The sequence below is a fragment of the Pseudomonas sp. H3_E07 genome (assembly GCF_054668895.1).
This window is the reverse complement of the sequence record NZ_CP162795.1, coordinates 4,608,762-4,630,897: the sequence shown is the minus strand read 5'-3', so window position 1 is coordinate 4,630,897 and position 22,136 is coordinate 4,608,762. Positions and strand designations below refer to the sequence as shown.

Annotated in this window: 21 protein-coding genes; 13 read left to right on the top strand and 8 right to left on the bottom strand. The window is 60.1% G+C overall.

The window, feature by feature from the left end:
* Positions 1-58 precede the first annotated feature (58 nt).
* Positions 59-865, top strand: a complete 807-nt coding sequence (locus AB4O08_RS21255) for a hypothetical protein (RefSeq protein ID WP_045791803.1) — start codon at positions 59-61, stop codon at positions 863-865.
* A 127-nt stretch (positions 866-992) separates the two neighbouring features.
* Here the strand turns inward: AB4O08_RS21255 and prmB are convergent, their stop codons facing one another.
* Positions 993-1,904, bottom strand: a complete 912-nt coding sequence (prmB, locus tag AB4O08_RS21250) for a 50S ribosomal protein L3 N(5)-glutamine methyltransferase (RefSeq protein ID WP_042571844.1) — start codon at positions 1,902-1,904, stop codon at positions 993-995.
* 239 nt (positions 1,905-2,143) lie between these two features.
* On the opposite strand from prmB, the gene AB4O08_RS21245 reads away from it, so the two are divergent.
* From AB4O08_RS21245 to AB4O08_RS21225, 5 genes are all read left to right on the top strand, one after another.
* Positions 2,144-2,734, top strand: coding sequence for a cysteine hydrolase family protein (locus AB4O08_RS21245; protein ID WP_010208860.1), 591 nt, complete (start codon positions 2,144-2,146; stop codon positions 2,732-2,734).
* A 142-nt stretch (positions 2,735-2,876) separates the two neighbouring features.
* Entirely contained in the window at positions 2,877-3,197 is a 321-nt protein-coding gene (locus AB4O08_RS21240) for a hypothetical protein (protein ID WP_010208859.1), read from the top strand.
* 75 nt (positions 3,198-3,272) lie between these two features.
* Positions 3,273-3,830 carry a Smr/MutS family protein gene (locus AB4O08_RS21235; RefSeq protein WP_042571845.1) on the top strand — a complete coding sequence of 186 codons (558 nt, stop codon included), beginning with the start codon at positions 3,273-3,275 and terminating at the stop codon, positions 3,828-3,830.
* A gap of 78 nt (positions 3,831-3,908) precedes the next feature.
* Positions 3,909-4,454, top strand: coding sequence for a GTP cyclohydrolase I FolE (gene folE, locus AB4O08_RS21230; protein ID WP_003236739.1), 546 nt, complete (start codon positions 3,909-3,911; stop codon positions 4,452-4,454).
* A 101-nt stretch (positions 4,455-4,555) separates the two neighbouring features.
* Complete coding sequence (locus AB4O08_RS21225) at positions 4,556-4,927, top strand: glutathione S-transferase N-terminal domain-containing protein (RefSeq protein ID WP_010208853.1); 372 nt, start codon at positions 4,556-4,558, stop codon at positions 4,925-4,927.
* A 22-nt stretch (positions 4,928-4,949) separates the two neighbouring features.
* Here the strand turns inward: AB4O08_RS21225 and AB4O08_RS21220 are convergent, their stop codons facing one another.
* The 3 genes from AB4O08_RS21220 to AB4O08_RS21210 are packed head-to-tail and all read right to left on the bottom strand — an operon-like array spanning position 4,950 to position 7,886.
* The gene (locus AB4O08_RS21220) at positions 4,950-5,270 is read right to left on the bottom strand and encodes an AtuA-related protein (RefSeq protein WP_010208852.1); all 321 of its coding nucleotides are present in this window, start codon (positions 5,268-5,270) and stop codon (positions 4,950-4,952) included.
* Positions 5,267-6,592 (bottom strand): acyclic terpene utilization AtuA family protein, encoded by a 1,326-nt coding sequence (locus tag AB4O08_RS21215; protein ID WP_154846756.1) that lies wholly within the window; start codon positions 6,590-6,592, stop codon positions 5,267-5,269. Before AB4O08_RS21215 ends, AB4O08_RS21220 begins: the two co-directional genes overlap by 4 nt.
* 1 nt (position 6,593) lies before the next feature.
* Entirely contained in the window at positions 6,594-7,886 is a 1,293-nt protein-coding gene (locus AB4O08_RS21210) for a CitMHS family transporter (protein WP_016976366.1), read from the bottom strand.
* 111 nt (positions 7,887-7,997) lie between these two features.
* Here AB4O08_RS21210 and AB4O08_RS21205 point away from each other — a divergent pair, with 111 nt between their 5' ends.
* Entirely contained in the window at positions 7,998-8,894 is an 897-nt protein-coding gene (locus AB4O08_RS21205; RefSeq protein ID WP_010208849.1) for a LysR family transcriptional regulator, read from the top strand.
* A 104-nt stretch (positions 8,895-8,998) separates the two neighbouring features.
* On the opposite strand, the gene AB4O08_RS21200 is transcribed toward AB4O08_RS21205, so the two are convergent.
* Together AB4O08_RS21200 and AB4O08_RS21195 are read right to left on the bottom strand one after the other, a co-directional pair.
* A complete protein-coding gene (locus AB4O08_RS21200) occupies positions 8,999-9,601 on the bottom strand; it encodes a glutathione S-transferase family protein (protein WP_021490803.1) in 603 nt (200 codons plus the stop codon).
* Positions 9,602-9,611: 10 nt separating this feature from the next.
* Positions 9,612-10,778: an aminotransferase-like domain-containing protein gene (locus AB4O08_RS21195; protein ID WP_069672404.1), complete on the bottom strand. Its 1,167-nt coding sequence runs from the start codon at positions 10,776-10,778 to the stop codon at positions 9,612-9,614.
* Between the two features lie 81 nt (positions 10,779-10,859).
* Here AB4O08_RS21195 and AB4O08_RS21190 point away from each other — a divergent pair, with 81 nt between their 5' ends.
* The 3 genes from AB4O08_RS21190 to AB4O08_RS21180 all read left to right on the top strand — a co-directional run bounded on the left by AB4O08_RS21190 (position 10,860) and on the right by AB4O08_RS21180 (position 13,462).
* A complete protein-coding gene (locus AB4O08_RS21190) occupies positions 10,860-11,291 on the top strand; it encodes a MarR family winged helix-turn-helix transcriptional regulator (RefSeq protein WP_010208844.1) in 432 nt (143 codons plus the stop codon).
* 175 nt (positions 11,292-11,466) lie between these two features.
* Positions 11,467-12,813 (top strand): NCS2 family permease, encoded by a 1,347-nt coding sequence (locus AB4O08_RS21185; RefSeq protein WP_021490805.1) that lies wholly within the window; start codon positions 11,467-11,469, stop codon positions 12,811-12,813.
* A 13-nt stretch (positions 12,814-12,826) separates the two neighbouring features.
* Positions 12,827-13,462, top strand: coding sequence for a LysE family translocator (locus tag AB4O08_RS21180; protein ID WP_010208841.1), 636 nt, complete (start codon positions 12,827-12,829; stop codon positions 13,460-13,462).
* On the opposite strand, the gene AB4O08_RS21175 is transcribed toward AB4O08_RS21180, so the two are convergent.
* Together AB4O08_RS21175 and uraH are read right to left on the bottom strand one after the other, a co-directional pair.
* Positions 13,449-18,683, bottom strand: a complete 5,235-nt coding sequence (locus tag AB4O08_RS21175; protein WP_460114325.1) for a dermonecrotic toxin domain-containing protein — start codon at positions 18,681-18,683, stop codon at positions 13,449-13,451. The genes AB4O08_RS21180 and AB4O08_RS21175 overlap by 14 nt on opposite strands.
* 153 nt (positions 18,684-18,836) lie before the next feature.
* Positions 18,837-19,190, bottom strand: a complete 354-nt coding sequence (gene uraH / locus AB4O08_RS21170) for a hydroxyisourate hydrolase (RefSeq protein ID WP_010208838.1) — start codon at positions 19,188-19,190, stop codon at positions 18,837-18,839.
* 396 nt (positions 19,191-19,586) lie between these two features.
* Between uraH and puuE the strand changes: the two genes are divergently transcribed.
* From puuE to alc, 3 genes are read left to right on the top strand one after another with little or no spacing between them, the layout of a single operon-like run.
* Positions 19,587-20,513, top strand: a complete 927-nt coding sequence (puuE, locus tag AB4O08_RS21165; RefSeq protein ID WP_010208837.1) for an allantoinase PuuE — start codon at positions 19,587-19,589, stop codon at positions 20,511-20,513.
* Positions 20,510-21,025 carry a 2-oxo-4-hydroxy-4-carboxy-5-ureidoimidazoline decarboxylase gene (gene uraD, locus AB4O08_RS21160; protein WP_010208836.1) on the top strand — a complete coding sequence of 172 codons (516 nt, stop codon included), beginning with the start codon at positions 20,510-20,512 and terminating at the stop codon, positions 21,023-21,025. The genes puuE and uraD overlap by 4 nt, the downstream gene beginning before the upstream one ends.
* 41 nt (positions 21,026-21,066) lie before the next feature.
* Positions 21,067-22,062 (top strand): allantoicase, encoded by a 996-nt coding sequence (gene alc, locus AB4O08_RS21155; RefSeq protein ID WP_010208835.1) that lies wholly within the window; start codon positions 21,067-21,069, stop codon positions 22,060-22,062.
* Positions 22,063-22,136 lie beyond the last annotated feature (74 nt).

Here is a 22,136-nt window from a genome sequence, read left to right as displayed (position 1 = left end):
CCCAGAGTCGACAGTAAAAAGACTGTCGGCTAGCTGGGCTTGGACAGGATCGCGCCGCATGACAACCACTGAAGCAACACCGGAATCCACCGCCGACACCCCGGCTGAACAAACCGAGGCCGTCAACGTGGCGCCCCTGCCGTGGGCAGACGCGCAGGCCGAGCATTTCAAGATGCTGCGCCTGGCGCCCCTGGCCACCGACCGCGCCACGGGCGTGCGGCCGTTGCGGTTCGTGCAGTTCGGCTATGCCGAGCGCCATGACAAACACCGTAGCCTGCTGCGCATGGTCATCCAGTTGCCCGGCCAACGCGTGCGCCGTGAACAGAATCAGCTGGATATCTGGGTCGACCACGATACGCATCGCGTGCACTTTGGCCCTGGTAACAGCCTGGAAATCGAGCCGGCCAACCGTGGCTTGGGCCGCTTCCTCGTCGCCCAAGGCGCAGCGTGGGCGAAAAAGAAGTGGTCGCACTATCGCGTCGACGGCGTCGACCTGGCCAACAAAGATGCGCTGAACGAAGCCACCCGCCTGCGCCGCGATCACTTCCTGCGCATCCAGGGCTTTGATGTGGCCTACGCCGATGTGCAGCACCTGAAAGGTAACGTTCAGCCGGGCAAGGTCAGCAACGTGCTGGACAGTTGGAACACGGAAAAAGTGCAATTCGTGGAGATTCTGGAAGCGGCGCAGATGCTGCAACAAGCCGAGCAGAACCTGGCGGAACAGGAAGTGAAGCTGCGCAAGGAAGAGGAAAAGGTGATCAAGTTCAAGCGCGAGGACAGCGGGTTGCGCTTTACCATCACTTGCCTGGTGGCGTTTACGGTGTTTCAGGCCGGGTTGTTGATCTGGATTGCGACGCACCGTTAGTGGCCGCAAACGCAATCAAATGTGGGAGCTCGCTTGACTGCGATAGCAGTAGGTCAGCGCCCACATCTGCTACTGATACACCGCTATCGCAGGCAAGCCAGCGCCCACACTGACCGCGTTCCTACCGTTAAACCTTGGCGGCAAATACTGCCTGATGCTGGCGGCACTGCTCCGCCGTCAACATAAACACCCCATGCCCACCGCGCTGGAAATCAAGCCAGGCAAAATCCACTTCCGGGTACAGCGCCTCGACGTGCACCTGGCTGTTGCCCACTTCAACAATCAGCAGGCCCTTCTCGGTCAGGTGGTCCGCCGCTTCGGCCAGCATGCGCCGCACCAGGTTCAGGCCATCGTCGCCACACGCCAGGCCCAGTTCCGGTTCGTGCTGGTATTCGTCGGGCATGTCGGCGAAGTCTTCGGCATCCACATACGGCGGGTTGGACACGATCAAGTCAAAGCGCTGGCCCGGCAGGCCGTCAAAACCGTCACCCTGCACGGTGTAGACACGCTCGTCGACACCATGGCGCTCGATGTTCTGGTTGGCCACTTCCAAGGCTTCGAAGGACAAATCCCCCAGCACTACTTCGGCGTCCTGGAACTCATAAGCGCAGGCAATGCCGATGCAACCGGAGCCGGTGCACAGGTCGAGGATGCGTGCCGGTGGCTGGGCCAACCAGGGTTCGAAGCGGTTTTCGATCAGTTCGCCAATCGGTGAGCGCGGGATCAGCACGCGCTCATCGACGATAAACGACATGCCGCAGAACCAGGCCTCCCCAATCAGATAAGGCGTCGGCACGCGTTCGTGGATGCGGCGGTGCAGCAAGCGTTGCAGGTGGGCAATTTCCTCTTCTTCCAGGTTGCAGTCGAGGTAGCTGTCGGCGATTTCCCACGGCAAGTGCAACGCACCGAGCACCAGTTGCCGGGCATCGTCCCAGGCATTGTCGGTGCCATGGCCAAAATACAGGTCTTCCCCATGGAAACGGCTGACAGCCCAACGGATATGGTCGCGCAAGGTGCGCAGGCGGGAAGAAGTGGTCACGGGGGCAAGCTCCTGGAAAAAACGACTGGCGATTCTAACAGCCTTCACCTGTACCGACGATGTACGGAAACCCGTCGCCATCCGTCGGATTTCATCCAAATTGCCATCATTGTGGTAAACAGGCCCACCTCTTGACATGGCTGCACGCCAACAACGGCGTACCTTACGATGGTAGCGATTCACAGAACCGCTCAGCCAGTGGACAATGTCGCAAAAGCCCCCCTCACAGGAGCCCCAGAATGTCCGTTCCAAAGACGATGTTTCAACTCAGCGGTCGTGGTTACGCAGCGGCGAACCTCAGCCATGCGACCCTCGTGATCATCGACGCCCAGAAGGAATACCTCAGCGGCCCCCTCGCCCTCTCGGGCATGGACGCGGCTGTCGGCAACATCAAGCAACTTGTGTCAGCCGCACGCAACGCCGGGCGGCCGATCGTGCATGTCCGTCACCTAGGTACCGTTGGCGGCCTGTTCGACCCGCAGGGTGAGCGCGGCGAATTCATTCCCGGCCTTGAGCCTGAAGGCGACGAAACCATCATCGGCAAGCTGCTGCCCAGCGCCTTTCACGGCACAGGCCTGGAAAAACACTTGCAGGACCTCGGTTCCCTGGACTTGATCGTTTGCGGCTTCATGAGCCACTCCAGCGTCAGCACCACGGTGCGCGCGGCCAAGAACCTGGGCTTTCGCTGCACCCTGGTGGAAGACGCCTGCGCGACCCGCGACCTGCCTTACAAAGGCGGCATCCTCAGCGCCGAACACGTGCAGCAGACTGAAATGGCCATCATGGCCGACAACTTCGCCACCCTGGCGTTGACCAAAGATCTGATCTGATCGACCTTCTGATGAGCGGCGCGGCAATGTTTATTGCCCCGCTCATCCGCAAAGCCCTTTCATTTGGCGCATTTACCCCTCCCCCCGGAACAACCTGTGTATTGTCCGGTCGAAGGGCCGATACCCTGGAGGAAAGGTCGGAATGAAGATATCCGATGGTTTTGATGCTCGTCGCTTGCGCCCCAAGGGCCCGAGCAACTGGCGTCTGCGCCTGGTGGCCGGCATTGCCGCGCTGCTGGCGATAGTTGGTTTGCTGTTGGCCGGCGCTGGTGGCGCGGGTCTGTTTGGTCACTCGCCCGCGCTCGGCGAGCTGAATGCCAGCCCAGGTGGCTCGGCGATTCTGTTGGCGATCGGGCTGTTGGTGCTGTGGTTGGGCGTATGGTTATGGCGACGCAGCCGTCGGAAAATGCGTCAGCCGTTGTCGCTGAATATCGCTTCACACCTGATGAAAAAGCACGACTGATGGCGCTTGGATAGCGTTTCCTGCGCCCTGGCCGCCGCGATTTAGGTAAACTGCCCGCCCTTCGCGGAGGCCAACATGCAAGACGACGATTTTTCCCTGTTCAAAAACGAGCTGCGCGGCGTCAAGCCGATCAAGCACGACCGCGCCGACACCGGCAAACCCAAGGCCGACCGGGCGCAGATCGCCAAACTGCGCCAGGCCGCGACTGTGCGCACCGAGGCCACCACCGTGGATGGCCTGTCGGACCAGTTCGTCATCGATGTCGGCCCCGAAGATGAGCTGATGTGGGCCCGTGATGGCGTGCAGGAAAGCCAGATGCGCAAGCTCAAGGCCGCCCAGATCCCGTTCGAAGGCAGCCTCGACCTGCATGGCATGAGCGTGGAGAAAGCCCGGGAAACCCTGTGGGCCTTCCTCGCCGAAGCCACCCGATTCGAAATCCGCTGTGTACGCGTCACCCACGGCAAGGCCGTGCGGCTGGACGGCAAGCGGCCGATGATCAAAAGCCACGTCAACACCTGGCTGCGCCAGCATGCCCAGGTGCTCGGCTTTACCTCATGCCAAGCCCGCCACGGCGGCGCGGGGGCAGTGTATGTCATGCTCAAACGCACCATGATGGAAGGGCGCGACGAGTAACAAGTGCCATCGTCAGGCTTGCAGCGATGTGCCCGTCACCGTAACCTTGCGCTTTGCGAAAATCCCACAGGTAGTTTCATGTCCCTGGAACAGAATTACACGGCGATCCTCGGCCAACTCGGCGAGGACGTTTCCCGCGAGGGCCTGCTCGACACGCCAAAGCGTGCCGCCAAGGCGATGCAGTACCTCTGCCGCGGTTATGAGCAGACACTGGAAGAAGTCACCAACGGTGCCTTGTTCAGCTCTGACAACAGCGAAATGGTGCTGGTCAAGGACATCGAGTTGTACTCGCTGTGCGAACACCACCTGCTGCCGTTCATCGGCAAGGCGCACGTAGCCTATATCCCAAGCGGCAAGGTGCTGGGCCTGTCAAAGGTTGCGCGGATTGTCGACATGTATGCCCGCCGCCTGCAGATCCAGGAAAACCTTAGCCGCCAGATCGCCGATGCCGTGTTGCAAGTGACCGGTGCCCTGGGCGTGGCCGTGGTGATCGAAGCCAAGCACATGTGCATGATGATGCGCGGTGTGGAGAAACAGAATTCGTCGATGATCACGTCGGTGATGCTGGGTGAATTCCGCGAAAACGCGGCCACCCGCAGCGAATTCCTCAGCCTGATCAAGTAACAGGCTGAGTACGAAAAAGCCGGCGTTCATCGCCGGTTTTTTTTCGCCCGCAAAATTGAGGTAAGCTGCGGCCCCTTCTTCATGGGCAAGAGGTTTCAGCCATGTTCGTCAAAGCACTTCGAGTGGGCCTCGGCCACGTCATCATCGCGGGCGACTTTCTTACCCGCCCTCGCAAAAAACAGCGTTCCGCCGAGCAACAGGCACAGGTGAACGCAGCGGCCAAGGAACTGACCCTGTATCAGTTCCACGCCTGCCCGTTCTGTGTGAAGACCCGCCGCACCTTGCACCGCCTGAATGTGCCCGTCGCGCTGAAAGATGCGAAGAACAACGAACAGGCCCGCCAGACCCTGCTGGAGCAAGGTGGCAAGATCAAGGTGCCGTGCCTGCGTATCGAAGAGAATGGCCAGACCACCTGGATGTATGACTCCAAGGTGATCATTGATTATCTGGACAAGCGCTTCGCTGCGGTCTGACAGGCTTACGCCGCTTCCACATTTAGTTCAGTCTTGCCAAATCAAGATCGAGTAACGCCGAGCCCAGGCACTTGCCATGGGCATCCAGCGCCAGCGAACGGGTGACCCCACCGCGCAGGATGCCCGGCAGTACGAAGTTCAGGGCCTGCACGTTCGGCAATTCATAGCGCCGCACAGGCGCCGCCCCAGGCTCCCGCAACCCCGCGAAAAACTCGGCCACGCGCTCGGCCGTCAACTGTTCGCACAGCAGTGGGTAATCCTCGGCACGGTAGGCAATGATCGAGATATTCGACGTATCGCCCTTATCCCCAGTACGGGAATGGGCCAGCGTGTGCAATTTCATGCTTCGATCCTCGGATTGACCTTATCGCGCGGTAGCAACAACGACGCCACCGCCACCACCTGACGTACGCTTTTGCTCGCGCCGCCGCCGCCCGACGGGCCGTTGGTGTAAAGGGTTTCCACTTCATTGCCCACCCGCACCGCCTCGCCGCGATCGTCACAGCGCGCTGCCACGCGCAGGCGTACTTCCCAGGGCTCGACCGTGCTGCGTGGGCCGTGGAGCGAGTCCATGCCGATCAGTTCGGCACGCACGTCCTGCATCTTCACGCCCATTAACTCAAGCCGCTTGAGGACGACATCCCGCGCCAGCTGCGCCCGTGCGACAGCACCGGGACCGCCGTAGGACATCTGCCCCTCACCAATCCAACCGTCCAGATAGCCGACGCTGACCTTCAACTTTTCGGGGCGTGCACGGCCGTCCGCACCTTGGGCACGCACGCGATCAATACTTTCCTCAACAAAGCCCACTCGAGAGAAATCGGCCGTCACGTCAGGCGTGAGGTACGCCGCCGGGTCATGCACTTCATAGATAAGCTGCTCAGTGCAGGTTGCCCCGCTGACCCGCCCGCCGGATCCGGCCACCTTGGTAATCAAGGCTTCACCCTCTGCGTCAATCTCGGCCAGGGGGAAACCCAGGCGCGCCAGGTCCTCCACATCCTTGAAGCCAGGGTCTGCAAAATAGCCACCGCTGACTTGCCCGGCGCATTCAAGCAAATGCCCCACCAACGTGCCACGCCCCAGGCGCTGCCAATCGTCCGCGGCCCAACCGAATTCAAACATCTGCGGTGCCAGGAACAGCGAAGGGTCAGCCACGCGCCCGGTGATTACCACGTCCGCATCCGCGCGCAGCGCCTGCAGAATGCCGTCGACGCCCAAATAGGCATTCGCGGAAATCAGCCGCTCGCCAAGGGACTCGACGGTCTGGCCGTTATCCAGCAAACACTCGGGCCGCAACGCCTTCAACACATCATCGCCGACGACCGCAACCACCTTCAGATCAAGGCTCAGTTTCTTAGCTATTCGACGCACCTCACTGGCGGCCGACACCGGATTGGCCGCGCCCATATTAGTGATCACCCGCAAGCGACGGCGGCCGTCCTTTTCGCCAACAAAGGGCAGCACGCGGCGCATGCGTTCACTCAGCAGCGGATCGTAGCCACCGTCTGGATCGTTGATCCGCGCCTGTTGCGCCAAGGCAATCGTTCTTTCGGCCAGGCACTCGAACACCAGGTAATCCAGGTCGCCCTGTTCGGCCAGTTCCACGGCAGGTTCGATACGGTCGCCGGAATAGCCGGCGCCGGAACCGATGCGCAAGGTTTTCATCTCAAATAACTCCCAGGAGCAACGCCGTCAGGGTCATCAACACCGACGCGGCGAACAGAAACGGAATGGTGAAGCGCTGGTGATCGGCCAGTTCGATCTTGCACAGGCCCACCAACAGGAAGGTCGCGGGCGTCAGCGGGCTGACGGGGAAGCCGGTGGTGTGCACACCCAGCAACGAGGCCTGGGCCACTTGCAGGGGGTCGACGCCCAAGGCTTTGCCGACTTCGGCGATCACCGGCATCACGCCGAAATAGTAGGAATCTGGGTCGAACAACATGCTCAACGGCATGGAAATAAAACCCACCACCGCAGGAATCAACTTGCCGTGGCCGGCGGGAATCTGCGCCACCGCCACTTCGGCAATCGCCTTGAGCATGCCGGTGCCCTGCATGATGCCGGTGAACACCCCGGCGGCGAGCAGGATGCTGGCCATGGTCAGGGCGGTCTTGGCATGGGCATCGATGCGGGCGCGCTGGGCGTCGACGTTCGGGTAGTTGATGCACAGCGCCACCACGGTGCCGAGCATGAACATCACCACCGGGTCGACCCAGCCGGCAATCATCACCACCATCACCAGCACGGTCAGGATCAGGTTGACCCAGAACAGGCGCGGGCGACGCAGCTTGATATCGTCGTCACTGAGTACTCGCTGGGGCACTGCATCCACGGTGGAGCCGGCGCCGAGGCCCAGGCGTTTTTCTTCGCGACGGCCCAGCCACCAGGCACAGGCGAAAACGAAGATCAGGCCGACGATCTGCACCGGGATCAGCGGTTGGAACAGGTCTGCCACCGGCACGTGCAGGGCGGCCGACGAACGCAACACCGGACCGGTCCACGGCAAGAAGTTGACCCCGGCCGCCATCGCGCAGACACAGGCAAGGATGCGTTTATCGATGCCCAGCCGTGTATAGAGCGGCAGCATCGCCGGCACCGTCACCAGAAAAGTCACTGCACCGGAGCCGTCCAGGTGCACCAGCAACGCCAGGGTCGCGGTACCGACGACAATGCGTGTAGGACGCGTCCCTACCGTGCGCAGGATGCGATCGATGATGGGGTCGAGCATGCCGGCATCGGTCATGATCCCGAAAAACAGGATCGCGAACACAAACATGCCCACGACCGGGGCGACGTTCTTGATACCGGTGATGATGAAAGCGCTGGTTTGCAGGCCGAACCCGCCGAGCAACGCGGCGATGATCGGCAGTGCGATCAGGGCCACCAGGGGCGAGAGGCGTTTGCTCATGACGGCAGCGAGCAGGCACAGGATGGTAATGACACCCAGGGTAGCGAGCATGGGTTACTCCAGAGCGGCCTTGATAGCCGGTTATTGTTTTACCCGGAGTATTGGAAGCGGGTTAGTCTTTGTAAATTGGAATATTCACCAGCTAGTGTTCGGAAAAACAAAATGAAGAACAGTATCCAACACATTCAAGCGTTTCTGGCGGTGGCCCGCACGGGCAGTTTCACCAAGGCAGCCAATGAGCTGCATCTGTCGCCTTCTGCACTGACCGTGCAGGTGCAACAACTGGAGGATTGGCTCGGCGTCGCCCTGCTCGACCGCAGCCCGCGCCATGTCAGCATCACCGCCGCCGGCCAGGACGCGCGCGGCCCAATGGAAAAACTGCTGCTGGACCTGGACAACATCGTCACCGGCTCCCGCGACCTGGCCGCCCTGCGTCGAGGCGTGGTCACAATCGCCGCGCTGCCTTCGGTATGTGCCGGCGCTTTGCCGCCGGTTCTACGCTTGTTTCGCGAACGCTTTGCCGGGATCGAGGTGCGCCTGCATGATCTGGTGGCCCATCGCATTCACGCTCAGGTGCGTTCCGGCGAGGTGGATTTTGGTATCGGCGTGCGCGCACGGCTCAGCCATGGCCTGGAATTCGTGCCGGTGCTGAATGATCGCTTGTGCGCGTTTGTACCGCTGGATCATCCCCTCACCCGCTTTCCCCAACTGACCCTGGAGCAGTTGGCGGACCAGCCGATCATCCTCACCGGTCGCGACAGCAGTGTGCGCGAGCAGGTGGATGCGTTGTTTGACCAGACACGACTGACCCTGAACGCAGGCATGGAGGCCAACTACATGTCGACGGTGTTGGCGCTGGTGCGCCAGGGGCTGGGGATCAGTGTTCTGCCGGAATCGGCGGCGGACAGCCTGGAGGGATTGAAGCGCATCAACATCGAGCATCCCGGCGTGAACCGGGAAATCGGCTTGATCAGTCGGAGCGGGATGGGGCTGAGCCCCGCAGCGCAACGCTGCTTCGATCTGCTGCACGACGAACTCCCTGACACACCCTTGAGCTAAATGTGGGAGCGGGCTTGCTCGCGAATGCGGTGCGTCAGTCGAATCATCAGTGACTGACACACTGCATTCGCGAGCAAGCGCGCTCCCACATTTCGACCCCGTTATCAGTCCAGCATCGGCACATACTTCGGATGGCTGGCTACCCGCGCCATCCACGCCTGCACACCCGGATAGGCGTCCAGGTCAAAACCACCTTGATGGGCCACATGGGTGTAGGCATACAAGGCCACGTCGGCGATGGAGAACTGATCGCCCACCAGGTACGGCGTCAACTGCAACTGGCGCTCCATGACCTTCAGCGCTTTGTAACCGCCCTTGTGCAGCTTCTTGTATTCCTCCAGACGCTCCTGGGGAAGCCCCAGGTAAAACTGGATAAACCGCGCTACCGCAATGTACGGCTCATGGCTGTACTGCTCGAAGAACTGCCACTGCAGCACTTGGGTGCGCAGGCGCGGCTCGGACGGCAGAAACTCACTGCCATCGGCCAGGAAGTTGAGGATCGCGTTGGACTCCCACAGGCAAGTGCCGTCTTCCAGTTCCAGCACCGGGATCTTGCCGTTGGGGTTCTTCGCCAGGAATTCGGCGGTCTGGGTGTCACCCTTGAGGATGTCCACATCCACCCATTGATACGGGATGCCCAGCAGGCTGAGCATCAATTTGATCTTGTAGCAGTTGCCCGATTTGTAATCGCCATAAACCTTGTACATGGGGCTCCCCTTATGCCGCTTGCGCGTGCTGTGCTTGCCGGACCACGGCGGCCAGGCGCTTGAGACCTTCGTCGAGGCGGGCCGGGTCGATATGGCTGAAATTGAGCCGCAGCGAACCAGGGTGTTGGTCCGGTTCGGAAAAGAACGGTTCACCGGGCATGAACGCGACGTCCTGTTCCAACGCTGGCGCCAACAAGGTGCGGGTGTCGAGTGGTTGTTTCAAGGTCAGCCAGAAGAATAATCCACCTTGGGGCACTTGCCAGTCGGCCAGATCGGCAAAATGACGCTGTAGCGCAGCCTGGAACGCATCGCGGCGTTCGCGATAAAAACCGCGCAGTTCCACCAGGTGCTGCTGGTATTTTTCGCTGCCGATCCACTGCATCGCCTGCCATTGGCCGACACGATTGGTGTGCAGGTCGGCCGATTGCTTGAGTTTGAGCAGGTGCGCAAACAGGTCCGGGCTGGCGATCAGGTAGCCGACACGCAGGCCTGGCAACAGGGTCTTGGACACGGTGCCGGTGTAGATCCAACTGGCCTTTTTCAGGCGCCCGACGATGGGTTTGGCACTGCCGCCATCGAAGGTCAGTTCACGGTAGGGCTCGTCTTCGATGAGCGTGACACCGAATTCATCGAGCAATGCGGCGACAGCTTCGCGCTTGGCTTCGCTGTAACGCACCGCCGAAGGGTTCTGGAACGTCGGGATCAGGTAGATGAATGCCGGACGATGGCGTTCGAGGCTGGCGCGCAGCGCGCTCAGGTTTGGGCCGTCGGCCTCCAGTTGTACCGTGAGGCAATCGGCGCCGAACAATTGGAAGATCTGCAACGCGGCCAGGTAGGTCGGGCCTTCCAACAGAACCTGGGTGCCTTTATCGATGTACAGCTTGGCCGCCAGGTCCAGGGCTTGCTGGGAACCGCTGACCACCAGCACTTGGCTGGCCTGGCACGGCACGCCGAGTGCGCGGGCTTCGGCGGCGAGCAGTTCACGCAATTGGGGCTCGCCTTCGCTCATGCCGTATTGGCCGATGTTGAGGGGCATGTCATCCCAGTCCAGCGCGGGCAGCATGGCTTCGGCCGGGAGGCCACCGGCGAACGACATCACTTCCGGGCGCTGGGCTGCCGCGAGGATTTCACGGATCAAGGAGCTTTTGAGGCGCGTAACACGTTCAGAGAAGGCCATAAGGTCACCGGTAGCGAAGCCTGTGGGAAATACGTCAAACTGATTGACCGAAATTACGACGACTTAGACGGATACGTCAATATGCTTGACCTTAAAAACCCCACCGCCCAGCAAGAAGCCATGGAAGCGTTCTTCTTCGGCTACCAGGCGTTTACCGCCAAGGCCGACGAAATGCTTGAGCGCCGTGGTCTGAGCCGGGTGCATCAGCGCATTGTGTTTTTTATCGCGCGTTACCCAGCCTTGAGCGTGAAGGAACTGCTGGAATTGCTCGGCGTGAGCAAGCAGGCGCTGAACATTCCATTGCGCCAGTTGCAGGAAATGCACTTGGTGAACAGCGTTGCGTCCGAGACCGACAAGCGCAAACGCCTGCTGGAATTGACTGAGGAAGGCTCGCGTTTCGAGCACTCTCTGCGTCGTGAACAGGTGAAACTGTTGCAACGCGCGTTCAGTGAAGCGGGCGAAGAAGCGGTGACGGGATGGCTGGCCGTCAACCAGGCATTGAGCGCGAGCTAGCCCTTCACGCGGCTATTCGAAAACATTATTTGCTTTATTTGTATACAAAAGCATAATTCGCTTCGTGCGAGTTCCTGACCTATTGGTCAACAAAACCCGCCAGTACCTCAAAGCGCTGCGGCCCATCCGTGACCGGCGCTGGAAATAACAATAAAACTCTTGAGGAGTACTCGCTGTGGATAGCCGCAAATCCGAAGCCCCGACGCTCGACCTTGCCCCCTCACAGAACGGCTGGCTGGAACGCCTGTTCAAACTGCGCTTGCATGGCACCACAGTGAGGACCGAGCTGATCGCCGGCCTTACCACCTTCATCACCATGGCCTACATCATCTTCGTCAACCCCAATATCATGGCCGACGCCGGCATTGACCACGGCGCGGCGTTCGTTGCCACCTGCATTGCCGCCGCGCTGGGTTGCCTGCTGATGGGCCTGTACGCCAACTGGCCGGTGGGCCTGGCGCCGGGCATGGGTTTAAACGCGTTCTTCACCTACACCGTGGTCGGCACCATGGGCTACACCTGGGAAACCGCGCTGGGCGCGGTGTTTATCTCCGGCGTGTTGTTCATGGGCCTGACGCTCTCGCGGGTGCGTGAATGGCTGCTCAACAGCATTCCCGTCAGCCTGCGCCACGCCATGGGCGCCGGGGTGGGCTTGTTCCTCGGGGTGATCGGCCTGAAAACCGCCGGGATTATCGTCGAGAGCCCGGCCACGCTGATCAAGCTCGGTTCGCTGCATGAACCCGCGCCGCTGCTGGCGGCCGTGTGCTTTCTGCTCATCGCCATCCTCAGCTACCACCGCGTGTTCGGCGCGATCCTGATCAGCATCATTGCTGTGACCCTGGCCGGCTGGGGCCTGGGTTTGGTGCACTACAACGGTATGATCTCCACCCCACCGAGCCTGGCGCCGACGTGGATGGCGATGGACATTAAAGGTGTGTTCAATGTCAGCATGATTAGCGTTGTATTTGCATTTCTTTTTGTACACATGTTTGATACCGCAGGTACACTGATGGGCGTCGCGCAACGGGCCGGCTTGGTCAATGCCGATGGCAAGATCGATAACCTCTCCCGCGCACTGAAAGCCGACAGCGCTTCCAGTGTGTTCGGCGCCATGGTTGGCGTGCCGCCGGTGACCAGCTATGTGGAAAGTGCCGCGGGTGTGGCCGCCGGTGGCCGCACCGGGTTGACCGCCGTGACCGTCGGTATCCTGTTTGTGGCCGCGATGTTTTTCGCGCCGCTGGCCGGCATGATCCCAGCCTATGCCACGGCCGGCGCGCTGATTTATGTGGCGATGCTGATGATGGCGAGCATGGCGCATATCAACTGGGACGAAGCCACCGACAGCATTCCGGCGATCGTCACGGCGATTATGATGCCGCTGACGTTTTCGGTCGCCGACGGCATCGCCCTGGGCTTTATCACCTATGTGGCGCTGAAGGCGGGCACCGGCAAGTACCGCGACATTTCCGTAAGCCTGTGGGTGCTGTGCGCGATTTTCATCGCCAAGTTCGTATTTCTATAAAAAGGAGTGACGCATGACCCTGGAAACCTGGCTGCTGTTCAGCGGCGCGGCATTGATCGTGATCCTGATCCCGGGGCCACTGTCCCTGTTGATGATCAGCAACAGTCTCAACTATGGTCTGCGTCGCTCGTACCCGGCGTTTCTTGGCGGCGTGTTTGCCTCAATCTGTCTGTTGAGCGCCTCGGCACTTGGCCTGGGCGCGTTGCTGCTGGCCTCAGAACAAGTGTTCAGCGCACTGAAGATCGTCGGCGCGCTCTACCTGTTCTACCTCGCCTGGCAGAGTTGGCAGCAATCGCGCCAACCCTCCCAGGGTGCGGTGGTCCCCCAGGCCATCGCCACACCGCGTTTTCGCGCCTTGTTTGGCCGCGCCTTTGTACTGGGCGCCAGTAACCCCAAGGACATCCTGTTCTTTGCTGCTTTCCTGCCGCAGTTTCTCAACCGCGAGCAACCGTTCCTCTCACAACTGTTGGTCATGATCGCCACCTGGGCCATGCTCGATCTGCTCTGCAAATTGGCCTACGGCCTTGGCGCCCAGGGCGCTGCGCGCTATCTGCGCAGCGGCAACGGCCAGAGCTGGTTCAACCGTGTCAGTGCGGGGCTATTCGGCGGCGCGGGGGTGATGGCGCTGATCAAGGTCAGGACGGGCTGACTTTGGCAAAATAAACGCTGGGTTGACTCATGCCCTCAGTACTCCATTGAATGCCTGCAACAATCCTGATCAGACGGTTTTCCCTCATGGCACGCTTGACGCTTGCCAACGGAAGCAGATGAGGATGGTCGATGAAGGTTTTTTTGAACCATTCATTCGTCAGCCGTGTGTTCAACCTTATCGTACCTGCGTAAGTCCAATGGGTTGATAGGTAGTAAACCTCGTTCGAACTGGAAAGGGGATGAGTCGCGATCAGGTCATGTACAAGTACATTCGAACGTCTTACCTGAACCTGCTGCACATCGAAGCCCTGCTGCTGCAACTCCCGCGTGACAGCCTGACGCATTGCAATACCCCGCTGCTCCGTCTGCCTGCCGCCCCGGGGGCGAAGCGCCGGGTCCAAATTGTGGATCCGAAAATCGACACGAGTGAAGCCTGGGGCCTTGTCTTCCTGACTAATGTATATCGATGTTCTTCCCCTCTCGGTGGCCCGCAGCATTCTCAGCAAATCATCCGTCTGACCCGGCCTCGCGGGGGCCGCGGGCAACCAATTGTCCAACGTCGCCCTGACATTGAGCATGTGGCTGGCCGTCGCGGGACGCTCCGGGCCTGACAATTCAATAATCCTTGCCACGGCAAACTCTCGGCTTTTGGCGGTAAGGGTCGGGAACGCTGTGCCTACAGACTGCGACAAAGGCCTATCGAACAAGCGTTTATGAACCTGCCAGTGACCCGCAGGATTACGTGACACCGGAAAGGGCTGCTCGTGTAACTCCGAGCTTGCCCAACGTTCAAGGCTCAGGGTCGCCAGTGAAACCAGCGGCTCATTGCGGTGGATAAACACGATGCCATCCAAGGGCGCCTGGTCACCTTGCGGGAGCAGCCTGGAATAACCACTCCACAGATCAAGCACGCCGGCATCAGGGGGCGCCATCTGCAGGAGATAGTGCGGAAATCCACGGGCATCCAACGCGTTATGGAATATCCCAGGCGCCGGGGAACTCATCTGCGTGTCCGGAGGTTGGGTACGCCAATTCAACCAATGGTCAGACGTCGTCATGGACTGACGAATGGCGTCTTCCGTTGCCCCGCGCACAGTCGGTGGGCGCCAATCGGGCGGCGGTGGCGTGGGTGGACGCCACGGGTTGAGACTGCCCGAACTCGGCCCCGCCATCGGTTGCGGCGCATCCGCGCTCAGTAACCATTCCCTGGGCTGGTGGATAGTCAGAATCAGTTCGTCTTGACCCGGTGACTGCCGGTTTTTCAGACGCAACCACTGCTCGCTGCCGCGCCGGTAAAGCGGAAACTGGTGGGTGCCATCCTCCACGAAACACTCGCCATTTTTCACGTAGACACCACGCTCGCTGGCACCTTTGAGCGCTACGGCTCCCTCAGGTACGCCTTTGACCTTGAAACGCTCCAGCGCTTTGAGCTGAGTCACCGCGGGTGGCGCAAAGCGCGAAGGCCCACTGTTTTCGGCCATGCGCAAGCGATGTATCCGACCCAACACGGCGCTCAGTGTTGGCCGTGCAATACGGGGTACGGCACTGCCCGCCTTCCTCGGGCCGGGTATGAAGTTCGAAAACAGGTCGATCGCCAAAAACACGCTCATAAAACCCACATCGACGGCATCGTGAGCATCACCAAAACGATGAAAACGCCGCGCGACCAGCAACAACTCATAGGCTTCATTGAACATCCCGTAGAGCGGAGAAAAAAAACCTACCAACCTACGCCGGGTGGCATCGCTCTGCTCACCCAGGCGGCGAGCTCGATATTCCTGCAGCGTCTTGCCGGAATCACTGGCGGCCTGGGTCCGGCGTTGCAGTTCAAGCACGCTGGCGCGGTACAGCAAGGCCTGGGCATGGCTGTGAGAGGTTGGGACAACCGCCAGCCAGTGCTGTGGATCACAGGCAATCTGCTCGAGGACTTGAGCTTCAATCAGGTCCGGTATCGGTGTGGGCTCCAGGTGCTTGATGCTAAATGAGCGTACAAACTCAAGCCCCTGCCAAACCCCCTTCACCATGAAAAAACCAGGTAATCGGTCCAGCAAACTGAAGGTGATGCCATCCGGATGATGGGTTATTGGATCAATTGCCCAACCGGGGGCGACCTGTCGCGCCAGCGCCTTGGCGTTGTCCGGCAATGCACCGATACGGTTGAGTTCATCATGGGCCCGTTGCAGGCTGCCGTACTCGGTGAGTATCAGGTTTTGCGCCGCCTCGGGCCAATAGACCACGCACACCCCGGAAGTCTCGTCGTGCACCAGCACAATCCCCGCGATATAGCGATCATGCAGCATCGTGTGCCCCACCAATTGAATCACGTACAACTGCAACTGGTGCTGGTTTTTCAACAGATCTTGCGGTGTTCTTGCCGCCATTGCCGTGTTGAATACACGCTGTGCGGTAGCCGACAGCCCCCGCTGAGCGGCCGAGAAAAGATGATGCTCAAAGCCGGTGCGCAAGGCACGATTCAATAGCTCGGGAATACGCCCTTCGCCGGGCCTTCCGTGAGCGTCAACGCGTGGATAAAACACCTCATTGATCAACGCATCGTACTGGCCGCCGATATCCAGTGAGGACACCAGACTGATCAGGTAACCCGCATTGAGCCGCTGCTGCCAGTCAGGCTTTAGATAACGGGCACGATTGAGTCGCCACTTCGTCCAGGGGGCCAGCGGGTCCAGGTTGTGCAGTGCCAGTTGCAGCAGACTGAACGTTGTCCGCTCAGCGGTCGGGGTCAGTCTTATGTTGCGATCGCCCACCGTGCACGTGGCTGAGCCGACACAAAAGCTGCCGTATACGCCATCAGGCATATCAATAAAGGGCGCATCGATATCCCACTGCGGGGAGATACCATCCTGACTCAAGCGAGTCTTCAAGGTGCGACGGGCGAACGTATACAGGTCAGGCAGCACGTACTCAAGCCGGTTTTCGAAGGCATAGGTACTGCTCAGGTACAGACGCTGCAAGTGCATGAATTTTTTACGCTGGGCGCGCGTGGCATATGCCAGCCACGTGGGCAGTTTCTTCGCCTCAGACACGGTTTTGCGCAGTAGCTCGACATTCGCCCAAGCCTGGCTCAGGGCATTATTGACGGGGATTTTCAGCTGCTCCTCCAGCTCGCCCCTCAATAGCGCACGACTCAACTCGGGGCCCTTTACCTCACTGAAAATGCGTGTAATGTCCTCGGTGCTTGTCTCCAGGCGATGGTAACAACCGAGCAATTTTTTCAGTGCGGCCAGCGCTGGCTTGCCCTTGATCTCAAGGTAGCGAACAGCGAGTGTTGCCCGCGCCGCATGGGCACGCAGGTCGCGGCGTTTATCACGCTCGACAGCGCCCCACAGCACCGAGCCGTCAAGGCTGCTCAAGCTGGCCTTTAGGCTCCGGGTCAATGCGTCCACACAGGAAAACGCCTTTACCCCACCCTCCACTCCAAACGCGTACAACACCACCGGATGCTGGCGGGTCGGGACCCTCATCGCAGCCGCCGTCGTTATCACCCAGACGTTATGAAGCGGGTAGAAGGCGTCCGGCTCGCTGCCCACCGCAATCGACAACACCCGGGTATCAGTGTCCGCGGATCGGGTTGCCGAGGGCTGCGCTACCACTTCAATCACCAAATCTCGATGGGCCGTACCGATCAACTTGAGTCGGTGTAGCAACTGAACCTCACACCGCAAGGATTCGGTCTGGGCCTGCATAAAACGATTAACCCGTCGGGCTCTACCTGCTCCGTCAGGACGCTCCGCCCAGAAAGCCAGCTCGAGCAGCCGGGACCTTGCGTTTTGCATCGCCGTATTCAGCACAAAGGCATGCACGCTGAGTTGCCCCATCAGGGACATGATCTCCAGATAGGCTGGCGTTTCTGCGCTGATGTCATCCAGGTTGAGCAGTGCGAGCAGACGTTTTTCATAGCGCTTGACCTGCTGTTCCTCGGTGAGCAGGGCCAAACCCGGCGCTGAACTGGCGAAGACTATTTCTTCAGCGCGTCGTTGCTGGTCCCACCTGAGCAAGTGATCGCCCATGGAGCCGAGCCGAGCGCCACCGGCCAATTGCTTTCGGGCGCACTGCGCATGCGTAAGAAACAGCGCTGCGTTCAGGGGTTGAGGTGCGGGTTTCTGGTCAGAAAACACGTGCGCAAAATGAACCTTTACCGCACATCCCAGCTCGTTGTTCCATTGCCCGGCCAGTAACGCCTGGGCGCCCTGCTCCAGTGCATCGTCCATCACCTCCAAGCCACAAATAAAACCAGCCGCTGGCGATATATCTGCCGGCCGGTGCAACGCCTTACGGCGACTGATCGGCAAGCAATCCCAGAGCTCATGGAACAGGGACTCGTTCAACGCCAGCAGGTCGCACTGCAGGGCATTGAAGGACGCGGCCTCGTAAAAATTCCGAACCGCCCCCGGTAGATAAACCACATGTGACGCGTCGCTGGAATTGCCCTCCCGGTAAAGATACAACGCACCGGGAATCGCGACGGCAGGAGTACCCGGCCACATCAATTGGCTCACTTTCACGCTGGCCCACTCCCCACCGGCGCGCTCACGCGCTGCTGCGGCCGGAGCATCGATCAGGGCTTGCACCATGGCCATGCCCGCACTCGTCAACTCCTCCAACTGCAACGCCATGAAGGCACGGTCGGCGAAGAGCGCCTTTTGCAACTCGACCCAACGCTCGCGACGTGTGAGCCAGGATCCAGGCACCAGGGTGTTCCAATAGCGCGAGGCCGCGTGATCCAGTCGCTCAAAGAGCCTCAGCGCTATAACACGCTGCAAAACCTCCTGCGGCGTGTACGGTAACTGCTTGTTCGGATCGCCCCTGACACTCAATGCAGTGAATTGATTGACGTTGGTCACCACCGTGGGCAGGGCCAGTAACGACAACGCCCGGTCGGTCAGGCTGTCGACTTTGTGGGGTATGCCCGGTGGCCTGGACTCGGTAAACAACAGGCTATCCGGTTCCATTGCGAACGCTTTGCGCAACTGGGCGCGAATGACCGCCAGGATTTTGGGCGAACGCCCTATCAGGCGAGCAAGTTCATGCGTCGACTCTTTACACCGCGAGTCGGCAAGCGCGATCTGATTGATCAGACGGCTGGGGCGGGTGGCGGCGGCGATCCGCCGCATCAATGGCTCCCGAATAGACTGTAACGCATGGGGATCGTCGGGATCGAAAGAGGGCGCAGCGCTCGGGTGATCCGTGGGCAATGTCATGATGCTTTCTTATCGAGGAGGAAAACGCCCAGCCTAAACATCACCAACCGCCCCACGGCACTAGATAGTTAGCCGTGCAACGGGCAAAAAAAGCCCGCAGTGTGCGCGGGCGAAACCAACGAAGAGCTTTGGGGGTGTGAAGCGAGGTGACGCTCAGCTACCGCGATAGGTGGAGTAGCTGTAAGGCGAAATCAGCAGCGGGACATGATAGTGATCCTGTTCGGCGCTGATGCCGAAACGCAGCACCACCACGTCGAGGAAGGCAGGCTCTGGCAGTTGCACACCACGGGCGCGGTAATAATCACCCGCGCTGAATTGCAGCTGGTACACCCCACTGCGGTAATCATCGCCTTGCAACAATGGCGCGTCGCAGCGGCCGTCGCTGTTGGTCACCGCGGTGGCTACCCGCTCCAGCTGTGCGCCTTCGACGCGGTACAGCTCCACCTTGATCGCGCTGCCGGGGCAACCGTGTGCGGCGTCCAAAACGTGTGTGGTCAAACGTCCCATGGCGTCTACGCGCCTCCCGTAGTCAGTAGAAGAGTGATCCGCACTTTTTCAGAGCAGCGAAAAAGCCGGCAGTGACTGATTAAGACACTTTTAAATAAAATTGTACACAATAAATTCAACACGCCATCGCTCCCCTTTGGAAGCGAGCGCGCTCGCGAAAATCGTCAACAAAAACCCTGGCGTTCAGGCTGAAAGTTGACGCTCTCAGGTTTTTCACGGGCACACTCGCTCCCGCAAGGAATTTTTGCCAGGTTAGCTGACCGGTTGGGCAAGTTTCTTGCAGGTGTTTATTCCAGTGGCCCGCGGAAAAAATGCAGAAATCTAGGCTTACAAAGTGGACAATAAGTTGTATACAATCACTCATCGCTAACACGACGAACAAGAAGGAAGACTGCAGTGAGCGCTGACTACCCACGCGACCTGATCGGTTACGGCAGTAACCCTCCTCACCCCCACTGGCCGGGCAAGGCGCGCATTGCGCTGTCTTTCGTACTCAACTACGAAGAAGGTGGCGAGCGCAACATCCTGCACGGAGACAAAGAGTCCGAAGCCTTCCTTTCGGAAATGGTCTCGGCCCAGCCGCTGCAAGGCGCACGCAACATGAGCATGGAGTCGCTGTACGAATACGGCAGCCGTGCCGGCGTGTGGCGCATCCTCAAGCTGTTTAAAGCATTCGATATCCCACTGACCATCTTCGCCGTGGCCATGGCTGCCCAGCGTCACCCGGATGTGATCCGCGCGATGGTCGAGGCCGGCCACGAAATCTGCAGCCACGGCTACCGCTGGATCGACTACCAGTACATGGACGAGGCCCAGGAGCGCGAGCACATGCTCGAAGCGATCCGCATCCTCACCGAACTGACTGGCGAACGCCCACTGGGCTGGTACACCGGCCGCACCGGCCCCAACACCCGGCGTTTGGTGATGGAGGAAGGCGGTTTCCTCTACGACTGCGACACCTACGACGACGACCTGCCCTACTGGGAGCCCAACAACCCCACCGGCAAGCCGCACCTGGTGATTCCCTACACCCTGGACACCAATGACATGCGCTTCACCCAGGTGCAGGGTTTCAACAAGGGCGATGACTTCTTCGAATACCTCAAGGACGCCTTCGACGTGCTCTACGCCGAAGGCGCCGAGGCGCCGAAGATGCTTTCCATCGGCCTGCATTGCCGCCTGATCGGCCGTCCGGCACGCCTGGCGTCGTTGAAGCGGTTTATCGAGTACGCCAAAGGTCACGAACACGTGTGGTTCACTCGCCGCGTCGATATCGCCCGTCACTGGCAGGAAACCCATCCGTACACGGGAGCAGCGAAATGACTGCGTTCCAAACCCTTAAGCCGTCGACCCTGAGCCGCGATGAATTCGTCAACGCCTTCGCCGACATCTACGAACATTCGCCATGGGTGGCCGAAAAGGCCTTCGCGCTGGGCCAGGACGCATCGATCGACCAGATCGAAACCCTGCACCAGCGCATGAGCGACATCCTGTTGAGCGCTGATCATGCCAGTCAACTGGCGCTGATCAACGCTCACCCGGACCTGGCCGGCAAAGCCGCCGTCCAGGGCCAACTGACCGAAGCCAGCACGAATGAGCAAGCTGGCGCCGGTATTCACCAATGCACGGCCGAAGAGTTCTCACGCTTCACCGAGCTGAACGATGCCTACAAGGCCAAGTTCAAGTTTCCCTTCATCATGGCGGTAAAAGGCAGCAACCGACATCAGATCCTGGCCGCGTTCGAAACGCGCATCCACCACTCGGCGGACGCTGAGTTCAAATGCGCACTGGCCGAGATCAACAAGATCGCGTTGTTCCGATTACTGACCCTCTAAACGACCATCCCCAGCCACTCTTTTTAAGGCAGACAAGAAGAATGAAAGCTTACGCCGTACCTTTCGAAAAGTTCGTCAACCTGGCCGACGCCCGCCTGGGCACCAAGATCATCTCCGTCACCGATGACTGGTTCGCCGACGCCAACCGCCTGTTCCAGCCGACCCCGGCCGTGTGGAAGGAGGGCGTTTTCGATGACAACGGCAAGTGGATGGACGGCTGGGAGTCGCGCCGCAAGCGCTTCGAAGGCTACGACAGCGCAGTGATCCGCCTGGGTGTACCCGGTTCGATCAAGGGCGTGGACATCGACACTTCATTCTTCACCGGCAACTTCCCGCCGTCGGCCTCCCTGGAAGCCTGCTTCCTGGCTTCGGGCGAGCCGGATGACAACACCCAGTGGGTGGAAGTGCTGTCCGCCGTCGAGTTGCAAGGCAACAGCCACCACTACCACGAGATCAACAACGACCAGGCGTTCAGCCACCTGCGTTTCAACATCTACCCGGATGGCGGCGTGGCCCGTCTGCGCGTGTACGGCGTGCCGTTCCGCGACTGGTCCTCGGTGGGCGACAACGAACAGGTCGACCTGGCTGCCGCACTCAACGGCGGTCGCGCCCTGGCCTGCTCCGATGAACACTTCGGCCGCATGAGCAACATCCTCAACCCAGGCCGTGGCATCAACATGGGTGACGGCTGGGAAACCGCACGTCGTCGCACGCCAGGCAATGACTGGGTGATCGTCGCCCTGGGCCACCCGGGCGAGATCGAGAAGATCATCGTCGATACCCTGCACTTCAAGGGCAACTACCCGGACACGTGCTCGATCCAGGGCGCCTTCGTGAAGGGCGGCACCGACAGCCAGATCGAAACCCAATCGTTGTTCTGGCGCGAATTGCTGCCGGCGCAGAAACTGGAAATGCACGCCGAACACACCTTCGCCGAGCAGATCAAGGCGCTGGGGCCGATTACCCACATCCGCCTGAATGTGTTCCCGGATGGTGGTGTGAGCCGCCTGCGCGTCTTGGGCAAGGTAGCGAAATAAGGGTGAACCCAATCGCGGGCTAGCCCGGCTCTCACAGGGGTACGCGGTCAAATGTGGGAGCCGGGCTTGCCCGC

Coding starts and splice junctions, on each gene's coding strand:
- AB4O08_RS21255 (WP_045791803.1), top strand. CDS start 59: ATGACAACCACTGAAGCAACACCGGAATCCACCGCCGACACCCCGGCT.
- AB4O08_RS21180 (WP_010208841.1), top strand. CDS start 12,827: ATGACCCTGGAAACCTGGCTGCTGTTCAGCGGCGCGGCATTGATCGTG.
- AB4O08_RS21210 (WP_016976366.1), bottom strand. CDS start 7,886: ATGCTCGCTACCCTGGGTGTCATTACCATCCTGTGCCTGCTCGCTGCC.
- uraH (WP_010208838.1), bottom strand. CDS start 19,190: ATGGGACGTTTGACCACACACGTTTTGGACGCCGCACACGGTTGCCCC.
- AB4O08_RS21225 (WP_010208853.1), top strand. CDS start 4,556: ATGTTCGTCAAAGCACTTCGAGTGGGCCTCGGCCACGTCATCATCGCG.
- AB4O08_RS21240 (WP_010208859.1), top strand. CDS start 2,877: ATGAAGATATCCGATGGTTTTGATGCTCGTCGCTTGCGCCCCAAGGGC.
- AB4O08_RS21200 (WP_021490803.1), bottom strand. CDS start 9,601: ATGTACAAGGTTTATGGCGATTACAAATCGGGCAACTGCTACAAGATC.
- AB4O08_RS21190 (WP_010208844.1), top strand. CDS start 10,860: ATGCTTGACCTTAAAAACCCCACCGCCCAGCAAGAAGCCATGGAAGCG.
- AB4O08_RS21215 (WP_154846756.1), bottom strand. CDS start 6,592: ATGAAAACCTTGCGCATCGGTTCCGGCGCCGGCTATTCCGGCGACCGT.
- alc (WP_010208835.1), top strand. CDS start 21,067: ATGAAAGCTTACGCCGTACCTTTCGAAAAGTTCGTCAACCTGGCCGAC.
- AB4O08_RS21205 (WP_010208849.1), top strand. CDS start 7,998: ATGAAGAACAGTATCCAACACATTCAAGCGTTTCTGGCGGTGGCCCGC.
- AB4O08_RS21235 (WP_042571845.1), top strand. CDS start 3,273: ATGCAAGACGACGATTTTTCCCTGTTCAAAAACGAGCTGCGCGGCGTC.
- uraD (WP_010208836.1), top strand. CDS start 20,510: ATGACTGCGTTCCAAACCCTTAAGCCGTCGACCCTGAGCCGCGATGAA.
- AB4O08_RS21175 (WP_460114325.1), bottom strand. CDS start 18,683: ATGACATTGCCCACGGATCACCCGAGCGCTGCGCCCTCTTTCGATCCC.
- AB4O08_RS21245 (WP_010208860.1), top strand. CDS start 2,144: ATGTCCGTTCCAAAGACGATGTTTCAACTCAGCGGTCGTGGTTACGCA.
- AB4O08_RS21195 (WP_069672404.1), bottom strand. CDS start 10,778: ATGGCCTTCTCTGAACGTGTTACGCGCCTCAAAAGCTCCTTGATCCGT.
- folE (WP_003236739.1), top strand. CDS start 3,909: ATGTCCCTGGAACAGAATTACACGGCGATCCTCGGCCAACTCGGCGAG.
- AB4O08_RS21220 (WP_010208852.1), bottom strand. CDS start 5,270: ATGAAATTGCACACGCTGGCCCATTCCCGTACTGGGGATAAGGGCGAT.